16 protein-coding genes are annotated in these 12,246 nt (G+C 63.0%); 7 read left to right on the forward strand and 9 right to left on the reverse strand.

Annotation, left to right across the window (positions count from 1 at the left end; translation table 11 throughout):
• Nucleotides 1-259 precede the first annotated feature (259 nt).
• The 3 genes from GM909_RS01575 to GM909_RS01585 all read left to right on the forward strand — a co-directional run bounded on the left by GM909_RS01575 (nucleotide 260) and on the right by GM909_RS01585 (nucleotide 2,722).
• Complete coding sequence (locus GM909_RS01575; RefSeq protein ID WP_157014426.1) at nucleotides 260-1,384, forward strand: 5-methyltetrahydropteroyltriglutamate--homocysteine S-methyltransferase; 1,125 nt, start codon at nucleotides 260-262, stop codon at nucleotides 1,382-1,384.
• Between the two features lie 129 nt (nucleotides 1,385-1,513).
• Complete coding sequence (gene lysM, locus GM909_RS01580) at nucleotides 1,514-2,029, forward strand: peptidoglycan-binding protein LysM (protein ID WP_157014427.1); 516 nt, start codon at nucleotides 1,514-1,516, stop codon at nucleotides 2,027-2,029.
• A 69-nt stretch (nucleotides 2,030-2,098) separates the two neighbouring features.
• Complete coding sequence (locus GM909_RS01585) at nucleotides 2,099-2,722, forward strand: alpha-ketoglutarate-dependent dioxygenase AlkB family protein (protein ID WP_157014428.1); 624 nt, start codon at nucleotides 2,099-2,101, stop codon at nucleotides 2,720-2,722.
• 21 nt (nucleotides 2,723-2,743) lie between these two features.
• On the opposite strand, the gene coaA is transcribed toward GM909_RS01585, so the two are convergent.
• The 9 genes from coaA to hisB form a co-directional block, all read right to left on the reverse strand.
• The gene (coaA, locus tag GM909_RS01590) at nucleotides 2,744-3,706 is read right to left on the reverse strand and encodes a type I pantothenate kinase (protein WP_157014429.1); all 963 of its coding nucleotides are present in this window, start codon (nucleotides 3,704-3,706) and stop codon (nucleotides 2,744-2,746) included.
• A 29-nt stretch (nucleotides 3,707-3,735) separates the two neighbouring features.
• Nucleotides 3,736-4,056, reverse strand: a complete 321-nt coding sequence (locus GM909_RS01595) for a phosphoribosyl-ATP diphosphatase (RefSeq protein ID WP_157014430.1) — start codon at nucleotides 4,054-4,056, stop codon at nucleotides 3,736-3,738.
• Nucleotides 4,057-4,336: 280 nt separating this feature from the next.
• Nucleotides 4,337-5,131, reverse strand: coding sequence for an imidazole glycerol phosphate synthase subunit HisF (hisF, locus tag GM909_RS01600; protein ID WP_157014431.1), 795 nt, complete (start codon nucleotides 5,129-5,131; stop codon nucleotides 4,337-4,339).
• A gap of 272 nt (nucleotides 5,132-5,403) precedes the next feature.
• Entirely contained in the window at nucleotides 5,404-5,733 is a 330-nt protein-coding gene (locus GM909_RS01605) for a hypothetical protein (protein WP_198174080.1), read from the reverse strand.
• Nucleotides 5,730-6,464, reverse strand: a complete 735-nt coding sequence (gene hisA / locus GM909_RS01610; RefSeq protein WP_157014432.1) for a 1-(5-phosphoribosyl)-5-[(5-phosphoribosylamino)methylideneamino]imidazole-4-carboxamide isomerase — start codon at nucleotides 6,462-6,464, stop codon at nucleotides 5,730-5,732. The genes GM909_RS01605 and hisA overlap by 4 nt, the downstream gene beginning before the upstream one ends.
• Nucleotides 6,465-6,467: 3 nt before the next feature.
• Complete coding sequence (locus GM909_RS01615; RefSeq protein ID WP_157014433.1) at nucleotides 6,468-6,764, reverse strand: DUF1330 domain-containing protein; 297 nt, start codon at nucleotides 6,762-6,764, stop codon at nucleotides 6,468-6,470.
• The gene (hisH, locus tag GM909_RS01620; protein ID WP_157014588.1) at nucleotides 6,761-7,411 is read right to left on the reverse strand and encodes an imidazole glycerol phosphate synthase subunit HisH; all 651 of its coding nucleotides are present in this window, start codon (nucleotides 7,409-7,411) and stop codon (nucleotides 6,761-6,763) included. The genes GM909_RS01615 and hisH overlap by 4 nt, the downstream gene beginning before the upstream one ends.
• Nucleotides 7,411-7,893, reverse strand: coding sequence for a DUF2628 domain-containing protein (locus GM909_RS01625; protein WP_157014434.1), 483 nt, complete (start codon nucleotides 7,891-7,893; stop codon nucleotides 7,411-7,413). The genes hisH and GM909_RS01625 overlap by 1 nt, the downstream gene beginning before the upstream one ends.
• 3 nt (nucleotides 7,894-7,896) lie before the next feature.
• Entirely contained in the window at nucleotides 7,897-8,508 is a 612-nt protein-coding gene (gene hisB, locus GM909_RS01630) for an imidazoleglycerol-phosphate dehydratase HisB (RefSeq protein WP_157014435.1), read from the reverse strand.
• Between the two features lie 197 nt (nucleotides 8,509-8,705).
• Between hisB and hslV the strand changes: the two genes are divergently transcribed.
• From hslV to GM909_RS01650, 4 genes are all read left to right on the forward strand, one after another.
• Nucleotides 8,706-9,254: an ATP-dependent protease subunit HslV gene (hslV, locus tag GM909_RS01635; protein WP_157014436.1), complete on the forward strand. Its 549-nt coding sequence runs from the start codon at nucleotides 8,706-8,708 to the stop codon at nucleotides 9,252-9,254.
• 25 nt (nucleotides 9,255-9,279) lie between these two features.
• Entirely contained in the window at nucleotides 9,280-9,837 is a 558-nt protein-coding gene (locus tag GM909_RS01640) for a GNAT family N-acetyltransferase (RefSeq protein WP_235911566.1), read from the forward strand.
• Between the two features lie 5 nt (nucleotides 9,838-9,842).
• A complete protein-coding gene (hslU, locus tag GM909_RS01645; RefSeq protein ID WP_157014437.1) occupies nucleotides 9,843-11,144 on the forward strand; it encodes an ATP-dependent protease ATPase subunit HslU in 1,302 nt (433 codons plus the stop codon).
• 177 nt (nucleotides 11,145-11,321) lie between these two features.
• On the forward strand, nucleotides 11,322-12,242 hold the full coding sequence (locus tag GM909_RS01650) for a DUF1402 family protein (RefSeq protein WP_407941235.1): 921 nt from the start codon (nucleotides 11,322-11,324) through the stop codon (nucleotides 12,240-12,242).
• Nucleotides 12,243-12,246: the final 4 nt, after the last annotated feature.

The raw sequence follows: 12,246 nt of genomic DNA on the forward strand, positions 1-12,246 counted from the left end.
GTTGCTTCGCGGGCCGATCGGTTGAAGCCATGTATACAATGTGTGCTGTTGTCAACCGCTTGCCGCGGCCCGGGCAAACGGACTGCCCATCGGCATGCGCAGCAAATGCCAACGCTTGGATTGCACTTGGTGCGCCCAGACGATATGTCAGGCTCGGACCGGCCTGTATACACAGGCTCCACCGCCATCACGAATTGTAGCGGTCTCCGTGCCGCCCTATTCTTGCAAACCAGATTATCTGCCGAACGGGAGAAAATGAATGACATCGATCGCCAAACCGCCCTACCGCGCCGACCATGTCGGCAGCCTGCTGCGTCCGGCCGCAGTGAAGGCGGCGCGCAAGCGCTTCTATGAGGACCACGCCATCGACGCCGCGGAGCTGAAAGCGGTGGAGGACGAAGCCATCCGCGACGTGGTGAAGATGCAGGAGGACGCCGGCCTGCTTGCCGTCACCGACGGTGAATACCGCCGCTCCTTCTGGCACTACGACTTCATGGGCGCGCTCACCGGCTTCGACCTGGAGGAGCGCGATGACGGCGTGCAGTTCCACGGCGTGAAGCTCAGGCCGATCTTTCCGACGATCAAGGACAAGCTCGACTTCCCGGACGACCATCCGATGCTCGAGCACTACAAATACCTCGCCAGCGTCACCAATGTGACGCCGAAGATCTCCATTCCGGGCCCGAGCTGCTGTCATTTCCGCACGGCCAAGGAGGACATCCATCCCAAGGAATATGCCGATGACGAGGCGCTGTTCGCCGACCTCGCCAAGACCTATGCGAAGGCCGTGAAGGCCTTTTACGACGCCGGGTGCCGCTATTTGCAGATGGACGACATCTTCTTTGCCTATCTGTGCGATCCCAAGCACCGGGCCGACAAGCAGGCGGTCGGCGAAGACCCCGACTGGCTGATCGACCGCTATGCGTGGATGATGCACGAGGCGATCAAGGACCGGCCCGACGACATGGTGATCGGCATGCATATGTGCCGCGGCAATTTCCAGTCGACCTGGGCCGCCGAGGGCGCCTACGATCCGGCGGCGGACGCCATCTTCAACAAGACCGGCGTCGACATCTATTTCATGGAATACGACACCGAGCGGGCCGGGGGCCTGGAGCCGCTGCGCCTTCTGCCCAAGGGCAAGAAGCGCGTGCTGCCGGGCTTCATCACCACCAAGACGGCCGAACTGGAAAAGCTCGACGATCTGAAGCGCAAGTTCGACGCCGCCTCCAAGTTCGCCGATATCGACCAGCTCGGCATCGCGCCGCAATGCGGCTTCGCCTCGACCGAGGAAGGCAACAAGGTCACCGAGGACGACCAGAGGCGCAAGCTGGACCTCGTCGTGCACACCGCCGAGGCGATCTGGGGCGGCGTCGACAAGTAATGCATGGCGCGGCGGCCGGCTGGCCGTGCGTGCGATGACGTCCGGCGCCGACGCGCCGGCTCTTCCATTTGTCATCTTTGAATGCAATTTTGGGTAGGGGCCATTCAACGACGCTGGAGGCGCACGTCCATGGGTATCTTCGATTTCGTGAAATCGGTCGGCAACAAGCTCGGTCTTGGCGGTGAGGACGAGCCGCCGACAGCGGAGGCCGTGAAGAAGGAGCTCGAAAAGCACAAGCTCGGAACCGACAAGGTGGATGTCGCGGTGGAAGGCGACAAGGTCGTTCTGAAAGGCGTCGTGCCCGACCAGTCGATCTTCGAAAAGGCGGTCGTCGCCGTCGGCAACACGCTCGGCATATCCAAGGTCGAGGCATCCGAGCTCAAGATCGTCGCGCCGCAGTCGGGCCTCAAGCTGGAAAGCGCCGACATGACGCAGCTCGTCGCCGCGTCGACGCCGGCCAAGGATCCGGTATTCCACACCGTCGCCAAGGGCGACAATCTGTGGAAGATCGCCGAGAAGCATTACGGCAAGGGCAAGGGCGCCAAATACACGGTCATCTTCGAGGCCAACAAGCCGATGCTGTCCGATCCCGACAAGATCTATCCCGGCCAGGTGCTTCGCATCCCCGATCTGGAAAGCGCCTGACGGTTTCGGGTTGCCCGGCCGCAGGCGACCGCGCATCCTCACGGGTGCCATTTCGTCGGGAGTGTCGCCATGCCAGCCTTGGCCGAAGGAGTAATCTACAGGCCCGGATATTTCTCGCGCGCCGAACAGGAAGCATTGGTCGAGGACATCCGGGCCGTGGTTGCCGCAGCACCGCTCTACACACCGCAAATGCCGCGGTCCGGCAAGCCGATGAGCGTGCGCATGACGAATTGCGGTCCGCTCGGCTGGGTCACCGACCGCGACGGCGGCTACCGCTACCAGGCCGCGCATCCTGTCATCGGCGCGCCATGGCCGCCCATGCCGCGCCGGTTGCTCGACATATGGGGCGCATTGGCGGACTATCCCCATCCCCCCGAGGCCTGTCTCGTCAATTTCTACACCGACCAGGCGAAGATGGGCCTGCACCAGGACCGTGACGAGAAGGACTTTTCAGCTCCCGTCATTTCGGTTTCGCTGGGCAATTCCTGCCTCTTCAGGGTCGGTGGAACGACGCGCAGCGGCAAGACGGCGTCCTTCAGGCTCGACAGCGGCGACGTCGTCATGCTGAGCGGGCCCGGACGGCTTTGCTATCACGGCGTCGACCGGATCTACCCGCAAAGCTCGACGCTACTGAAGCAGGGCGGGCGGATCAACCTGACGCTGCGGCGCGTGACAATACCGGCCGCCGCATAACGCAACGCCCCGCAGCCGCCGCTACAGCTTGCGCAAGGCCACTTCCTTGACCAGGTGATCGGCACCCTTGCGCAGGATCAGGTCGGCGCGCGGCCGCGTCGGCAGGATGTTTTCGTGCAGGTTCTTCAGATTGATGTTGGTCCACAGACCTTCGGCAATCGCCTGCGCTGCCTCGTCGGAAAGCTCCGAGTATCGATGGAAGAAGGATTTCGGATTGCGGAAAGCGGTCTGTCTCAGCCGCATGAAGCGGTCGATATACCATTTGTGGATCAGGCGCTCTTCGGCATCGATATAGATGGAGAAGTCGAAGAAGTCCGAGACCACCGGGACAGCCTTGCCGTCCTTCGGCAATTCGCGCGTCTGAAGCACGTTGATGCCCTCGAAGATGAGGATGTCGGGCCGGTCGATCGTCACATGTTCACCCTCAACGACATCGTAGGTCAGATGCGAGTAGAGCGGTGCGCGCACATTGCGCTCGCCCGACTTGATCCCCGAAAGAAAACGCAGGATCGCGCCGACGTCGTAGCTGTCGGGAAAGCCCTTGCGTTCCATCAGGCCTTCCCGCCGCAGCGCCGCGTTGGGATGGAGAAAACCGTCCGTTGTCACGAGGTCGACCTTGGGGCTCGACGGCCAGCGCGCCAGGAGCTCCTTGAGCACGCGCGCCGTGGTCGACTTGCCGACGGCGACCGACCCCGCCATTCCGATGATGAACGGCGTTTTGACCACGTCGTCGGGATTGTTGAAGAAGACCTTGCGCTGGCCGAACAGGGATTGCGAGGTTTCGACATGGGCCGACAGGAGCCGCGAGAGCGAAAGATAGATGCGCCGCACCTCGTCCAGGTCGATCGGGTCGTAGAGCGAACTCAGGCGCTGGACCTCGCCTTCGGTGAGCGTCAGCGGCGTGTCGGCGCGAAACTCGGCCCAGCGTTCGGCGGAAAACAGGCGGTAGGGAGAATATTTCTCGTTCGGCGCAAGCTGATCCATGCCAGTCCCTCACTCGACCGAAGCCGGGATCACCCGCGCCGCGCCGCCTTCTCGGCAACGCCCGAGCGGGCCGTGCGGCTTTCCAGTTCGGCCATGACCCGCGACAGCGGAACACCGGCCAGATGGAGAACGACGAGCCAATGATAAAGAAGATCGGCACTTTCGGCGACGAGATGCTCGTCGTCCTGCGCCACGGCGGCGATAACGGTCTCGACGGCCTCCTCGCCCATCTTCTTGGCGGCCTTGTCCATGCCGGCTGCCGCCAGCCTGGCCGTCCATGACTGGTCGTCGCCCGACGCGGCGCGCTCGGCGATGATTTTTTCCAGATCCTGCAGCGAGAATACGGTCATAGGCGCGCCCTTTAGGCCGTGTGGACAATTATGGATTGGGCGTGGCGCGAGCCGGATTTCGTTCCTGAACAGGAGAAAAGCGCAAGGCGGTGTCGACCACCGTCGAGCATTTTCGACGTATTCAGGGGCGAAATCCGCCGCGCCCGATACGGGTATGGCGAAAATCGCCCATTTCGGCGTCGCGGCCCCTTGAAATGGGTCGACCCTTCCTGCGGGTCCGCTCCTGGAACTGAACGATTTTCGCTCATACCACGCTCCAATCCATAACTGTCCACACGGCCTAGGCGGATTGGAGGCCCAAGTCCAGCCGCATCGGCAGTCCGGCGCCGGCCATATGCGCCTTAGCCTCGGCAATGGAATAGGTGCCGAAATGAAAGATCGAGGCGGCGAGCACAGCCGTCGCGTGGCCGTCGCGAACACCTTCGACCAGATGATCGAGCGTTCCCACGCCGCCGGATGCGATCACCGGAACATGCACGGCGTCGGCGACGGCGCGCGTCAGTTCGATGTCATAGCCGATCTTGGTCCCGTCGCGATCCATCGAGGTCAGCAGGATCTCGCCGGCACCGAGTTCGACCACCTTGCGGGCGAATTCGACCGCATCGATGCCGGTGCGCTCACGCCCGCCATGGGTGAAGATCTCCCAGCGATCCTCTTCACCCCGGGCAGAGACTTTCTTGGCATCGATCGCCACGACGATGCACTGGTTGCCGAACTTGTCGGCCGCCTCCCTGACGAAATCCGGATTTTTTACCGCCGCCGTGTTGATCGATACCTTGTCGGCGCCCGCCAGCAGCAGTTTGCGGATGTCGGCGACCGTGCGCACCCCGCCGCCCACCGTCAGCGGCATGAAGCATTGTTCGGCCGTGCGCGCCACGACATCGAAGATCGTCTCGCGATTATCGGAGGAGGCGGTGATGTCGAGAAAGCACAGCTCGTCGGCACCCGCCGCGTCATAGGCCTTGGCCGCCTCGACGGGATCGCCGGCATCGATCAGATCGACGAAATTGACGCCCTTGACGACGCGGCCGTCCTTGACGTCGAGGCAGGGGATGACACGGGCTTTCAGGGTCATCGGACGGCCTTCTTTCTCGTTTGCACGTCCTCGGCGCTACGCGCCTGCGGGCGACGCGGCAGGTCCTTGACGTCGAGGCAGGGGATGACACGGGCCTTCAGGGTCATCGGACGGTCTTCTTTCCCGTTTGCGCGTCCTCGGCGCTACGCGCCTGCGGGCGGCGCGGCAGGTCCTTGACGTCGAGGTAGGGGATGACACGGGCTTTCAGGGTCATCGGACGGTCTTCTTTCTCATCTGGCTCATTTGGGTGTCCCTGACGCGAATTTTCAGGGTCATGCCGTTCTCGCCTTAATACGCCTAAAAATCCTGGTCACCACGGTCACCGTCGCCCAGATCATCAGCACTCCGAAACCGGCCGGCACGGTCAGCAAGGACAACCAGCCCATGACGAACATGGTATAGAGCAGTTCGCCGCGATCGGCACCGGCAATCACGCACGGGTGCACCTGGCCCTCGTTCAGGGTGCAGCCGTTCCACTGCGCCACGAAATCCGCGGCAAACACGGAGATCAGCGGCAGGACGGCCAGCACGATGATCGCCGCGAGCCAGAACGCCGGCCGCCTGAACAGGCCGCGCCCCTTGTTGGACGAAGCACCGCTCAAGACGGCTCGCCCTTCAATATCCGCAGCGCCTCCGCAGGATCGATCCTGCCATCATAGAGCGCGCGGCCGGAAATCGCGCCTTCGAGCTTTTGCGCATCTGGCATGGTCATGCGCACGATGTCGGCCATCGAGGCCAGCCCGCCGGACGCGATGACCGGGATCGACACCGCCTCGGCCAGGTCGATTGTCGCGTCCCAGTTGATGCCCGCCAGCACACCGTCACGATCGATGTCGGTATAGATGATGGCGGCAACGCCGGCGCCTTCGAACCGCTCGGCGAGCTCGATCGCGCCGAGTTCGGAGGCCTCGGCCCACCCTTCGACAGCGACCTTGCCGCCCTTGGCGTCGATCCCGACGGCGATCTTTCCGGGAAAGCGCCGGCAGGCGGCCTTCACCAGCTCAGGATCGCGTACAGCGACCGTGCCGAGGATGACGCGCGCCAGCCCCTTGGCGAGCCACGTTTCGATATGTTCGAGGCTGCGGATGCCGCCGCCGAGCTGAACCGGATTGTTCGTCGCCTTCAAGATGGCCTCGACCGCCGCACCGTTGACGCTCTCGCCGGCAAAGGCGCCATTCAAATCGACCACATGCAGCCACTCGAAACCCTGATCTTCGAAGGATTTGGCCTGCGCGGCCGGGTCGGCGTTGTAGACGGTGGCGCTGTCCATCTCGCCCAGCTTCAGGCGCACACACTGGCCGTCCTTCAGGTCGATGGCCGGGAAAAGGATCATTGTTCAGACGCCTTCCACGATGGCGAAATGGGCCGTCGAGAAAGCCCGGCGCAGCTTCAGCGCGGCCTGATATTCGGGAGAATGGTAGCAGGCCAGTGCCTTCTCGTAGGATTCGAACTCGATGATGACATGGCGGTCGGCGGCGAAACCCTCGGGACTTTGCGCCTGACCGCCGCGGACCAGGAATTTGGCGCCATGTTTCTCGAACGCCTCGGCGTTGGCCTCGATATAGGACGGGTAGTTCGCCGGATCGGTGATCGAGACCATCGCGATCCAGTATCCCTTTTTTGTTTCACTCATGGCGCCCACCTCAGGAAATTGGCGATCAAACCCAGGCCGAGCGCCTGGCTTTTTTCGGGATGGAACTGCGTGCCGGCCAGATTGTCGCGTCCGACCACGGCCGTTACCGGGCCGCCATAGTCCGCCACCGCCATAACCTGCGCCGCGTCGGCGGCGTCGAGATGATAGGAATGGACGAAATAGGCGTGCAACCCGTCGTCACCCGTCCTGATTCCATCCAGGAGTGGGTGGGGCTGTTTCACGTGAATCGTGTTCCAGCCGATCTGGGGGATTTTCAGGGCCGGATCGGTCGGCGTGATCTCCTTGACGTCACCCTTGATCCAGCCAAACCCCTCGGTGACCGTCTTTTCCAGCCCCCGCTCCGACATAAGCTGCATGCCGACACAAATGCCGAGAAACGGTCGCGCCCTGGCGATCGCCGCCTCTTCGACCGCCTCGACCATGCTGTCGACGGCATCAAGACCGGCCCGGCAGTCGGCATAGGCCCCGACGCCCGGCAGGACGATTCGATCGGCGCTGCGCACCCGCTCGGCATCGGCGGTCAGGTCGATGTCCGCCGCGATGCCGGCCTCGCGGGCTGCGCGCTCGAACGCCTTTGTCGCCGAACGCAGATTGCCTGAGCCGTAGTCGATTATAGCGACGCGCATCATCGTGCGTTCCCTGAATATCCAAGCAAACCGAGGGCCGGACCGGACGACCGCGACGAGCCGCGCCAGGGCGCAGGCGCCTGCGGCGCGGGTTCTTGATGCGTCTCGTCGGTGGACACGGCATCGACTATATGGCGCACATCCGCATCGGCATGGCTGTCGGCTTCGACAACACCCGCCTGGCGCCAGCCGCGTCGTGCCATTCCTGCCAGGCGCAGGGCAGGGCCTTCCAGCCCGACATAGAGCGACACGAGAAGCGAAAGGACGGGCGTAACGACAATAAAGGAGCCGAATTCCGACAGGATGCCGAGCCCCAAGGCAAGGGCCAGCGCGATTGCCGCCTCCAGCCACAACCGGTGCCACAAGAGCCAAAGGAAGGGCAGGAAGAACCCCAGCCAGGCGAAACCGTCGCGCACCAGAACAACGCCCTTGTCGGCACTGTCTTGCCCACCGGGCGGTTCCATGACGACGTAGCTGGCCATGGCCTATCCTTTCAGCGAGCCCTTGGTCGACGGCACGGCGCCGGCCTGCCGCGGATCGTGCTCGACGGCCGCGCGCAGCGCCCGCGCGACCGCCTTGAAACAGGTCTCCGCGATATGGTGGTTGTTGGCCCCATAATGGTTGATCACGTGCAGCGTGATGCCGGCATTCTGCGCCAGGGCCTGAAAGAACTCGCGCACCAGCTCGGTGTCGAACGTTCCGATCTTGGGCGAGGAGAATGCCACCTTCCAGACGAGAAAGGGCCGTCCCGAAACGTCGAGCGCCGCCTTGGTCAGCGTCTCGTCCATGGCGAGGTCGATCGACGCGTAGCGCGCGATGCCGCGCCGCTCGCCGAGCGCCGCGGAAACCGCCTGGCCAAGCGCAATGCCGACATCCTCGACCGTATGGTGGTCGTCGATATGCAAATCGCCCTCGGCCTTGACCGTCATGTCGATGAGCGAATGCCGGCTGATCTGCTCCAGCATGTGGTCGAAAAAACCCACGCCGGTGGCGATGTCGAATTTGCCCGAGCCGTCGAGGTCGATCGTCACGGCGATGGCCGTTTCCTTGGTCCGACGTTCGATATTGGCCGAGCGTTTCTTGGCGGGCGCGTTCATGCGATAATTTCCTGCATGCCGATGTTGCGCCAGCCTTCTATCAGCACCCGAGGCCGAATTCCAGTTGCCGCGAGGACGCGGCGCAGGCAGCATGGACAAATTTGCATTCGCGCGGTCCATACCTAAATAAGGCGGCAACGAAACGCTTCGTCCGACCGGTATCAGCGAAGCTGTCATTCTTTCTTTCCGGAGTATTCATGGCAAACGATCAATCCATGCATGCGACAACCATCGTCACGGTGCGCAAGGGCGACAAGGTCGTCATCGCGGGCGACGGGCAGGTCAGCCTCGGCCAGACGGTGATGAAGGGCAATGCACGCAAGGTGCGCCGCATCGGCAAGGGCAATGTGATTTGCGGTTTCGCCGGCGCCACTGCGGACGCCTTCACGCTTCTCGAGCGCCTGGAAGCCAAGCTCGAGCAATATCCCGACCAGTTGACGCGGGCCTGCGTCGAGCTCGCCAAGGATTGGCGCACCGACCGCTATCTGCGCCGCCTCGAGGCGATGATGCTCGTCGCCGACAAGACCGTCACCCTGGCGCTGACCGGCACCGGCGATGTTCTTGAACCCGAGCACGGCGTGATGGCGATCGGCTCGGGCGGCAACTATGCGCTCGCCGCCGCGCGCGCGCTCATCGACACGGACGCCGACGCCGAAACCATTGCCCGCAAGGCCATGGAGATCGCGGCCGGGATCTGCGTCTACACCAACGACAATGTCATCGTGGAAACGCTCGACGCCGAATAGGCATTGAGCAGTCAGGTGGACCCGCATGACGTCCGCGCCAATGCGACAGGATCGGAAGAACGGCGCGGGCCGGATCAGTTTTGCTCCCGTCACGCGTGAGCATTTCGATCTCATAAGGCTCTGGCTGAACCGGCCGCATATCCGCCAATGGTGGGGCGATCCGGAAACGGAGCTCGGCTATATTCGCGAGATGGTCGAGGGACGCGATACCACGCGGCCCTTCCTCATCAAGCTGAACGAGGAACCGGTGGGCTATATCCAGTACTGGTTCGTCGCCGACAACCAGGCCGAGGACCAGGTGAAGCAAAATCCGTGGCTGCGCCAACTGCCTGCGCAGGCCGTCGGCGTCGACCTGTCGCTCGGCGAGGAACATATTCTCTCGCAGGCGATAGGCAGCACGGCACTCAGACAGTTCGTCGCAACCTTGCTGGAAATGGGCCATGACACGATCATCATCGATCCGGACCCGAACAACCGACGCGCCGTGCGGGCCTACGAGAAGGCCGGGTTTCGCCCGATCGCAAATCTCGAAGGGTGTTCAAACGACGCCCTGATCATGCAATACGATACGAACAACGAGTAAGACATATGACCACGTTTTCCCCCCGCGAGATCGTTTCCGAACTCGACCGCTACATCATCGGCCAGAAGGATGCCAAGCGCGCCGTCGCCATTGCCTTGCGCAACCGCTGGCGGCGCCAGCAGCTCGAAGGCCAGATGCGCGAAGAGGTGATGCCGAAAAACATCCTGATGATCGGCCCCACCGGCGTCGGCAAGACCGAGATATCGCGGCGCCTGGCCAGGCTCGCCGGCGCGCCCTTTACCAAGGTCGAGGCGACCAAATTCACCGAAGTCGGCTATGTCGGCCGCGATGTCGAACAGATCATCCGCGATCTCGTCGAGGTGGCGATGGGGCTCGTGCGCGAAAAGATGCGCGAAGATGTCAAGGCGCGGGCCCATCTCAATGCCGAGGAACGCGTGCTGGAAGCCCTCGTCGGCAAGACGGCGAGTCCGGCGACCAGAGACAGTTTCCGCAAGAAGCTGCGCGACGGGGAACTCGACGAAAAGGAAATCGAGGTCGAGGTCGCCGACACCTCCGGCCCCAGCCTGGAGATACCGGGCATGCCGGGCGCCAATGTCGGTGTGCTCAACATCAACGACATGCTTTCGAAAGCCATGGGCGGACGCACCAAGACGCGCAAGACGACGGTCAAGGAGTCCTACGAGCTTCTGATCAGCGACGAGTCCGACAAGCTGCTCGACCAGGACGAGGTTGTGCGCCAGGCGATCGAATCGACCGAGAATGACGGCATCGTGTTCCTCGACGAGGTCGACAAGATCGCCACCCGCGAAGGCGGCATGGGCGCCGGCGTGTCGCGCGAAGGCGTGCAGCGCGATCTGCTGCCGCTTGTCGAGGGAACCACGGTGGCGACGAAGTACGGTCCGGTGAAGACCGACCATATCCTGTTCATCGCGTCCGGCGCCTTCCACGTGTCGAAACCGTCCGATCTCCTGCCTGAGCTGCAGGGCCGGCTTCCCATCCGGGTCGAACTGCGCGCCCTGGAAAAGGACGATTTCCGCCGCATTCTCACCGAGACCGAAGCGAGCCTGATCAAGCAATATGTGGCGCTGATGGAAACGGAAGGCGTCACGCTGGAATTCACCGACGACGCCATCGACGCGCTTGCGGGCATCGCTGTGGATCTCAACAGCTCGGTCGAGAATATCGGCGCGCGGCGCCTGCAGACTGTCATGGAACGCGTGCTCGACGAGATCTCCTACAATGCGCCGGATCGTCCGGGCTCGACCCTGTCGATCGATGCCGATTATGTCTCGAAACATGTCGGCGATCTTGCCAAGAACACAGATTTGTCACGATTCATCCTATAAGCAGCGACGGTCCCGCCGACCCGTCCCGCGCCGGCGGGACGGGTCGGCCCAATCTCGACACCCGGCGCGGCGTCCAATAATCTGCCGCCGGGGTCAATCATCGGAATCCAACAAAGGCTGCGAATGGCCACGCACGCGCGCGTCTTCTTCCTGTCCCTCCTTCTCTGCCTCGCCGCCATGCCGGCCGCAGCCGGCTCCATCGTTGTGCCGCCGGGCAACCGCAATGCCGAGCAGCCGCCGATTCCGGGAGGGTCGAAGAGCCGGACGCGCGCGCTCAAGACGACGTTCGAATCCAAATACGCCAAGATCTATGCGTTGCTGAAGAGCGACGACGGCCTGCGCTCGAAAATCCGCGAGACGGCGCATCAATACGGTATCGATCCGTTGCACATGGCCGGCGCCATCGTCGGCGAGCACACCTACAATGTCGATGCCTACGACCGGCTGCAGACCTATTACGTCAAGGCCGTCTCCTATTTCCGGTCGAGCTTCAGCTTCTCCTATGACGGCGAGGATGTCGGCGATTTCCTCGAACACCCCGAATTCGACCGATGCGCAAACGCGAGCGAAAGCTATGCGCTTTGGTCCTGCCGCGAGGCGGTGTGGAACGACCAGTTCCGGGGCAAGCGGGTCGACGGCCGCTACTATCCCGACAACCGGTTCAGCGCCGTCTTCTTTCAGCCGTTCTATGCCGGCCAGACGTTCGGCCTCGGACAGCTCAATCCGCTGACCGCCCTGCAGATGACCGACATGGTGCACGACGTGTCGGGCCTGCCGAAGCTCGACCACCGCCGGCCGCAGGATGTCTATCGCACGATCATGGACCCCGACCGCACACTGCCTTATGTGGCGGCGACGTTGAAGAAATCGATCGAAGCCTATGCATCCATCGCCGGCTTCGACATATCGGACAACCCCGGCATCACCGCCACATTGTACAATGTCGGCAATCCCGACGAGCGCGCACGGGCCCTGCGCAAGGAGAACCGCCGCCGCGCCAGCCAGGGCAAACGGCCCAGACTGCCGCAGGAAAACTACTATGGCTGGCTGGTCAATGACCGGCTGGACGAGCTCATGGCGCTGTTTCCGGAAAGCTGATGCC

This window comes from Mesorhizobium xinjiangense (genome assembly GCF_009749525.1).
GTDB lineage: Bacteria > Pseudomonadota > Alphaproteobacteria > Rhizobiales > Rhizobiaceae > Mangrovimarina > Mangrovimarina xinjiangensis.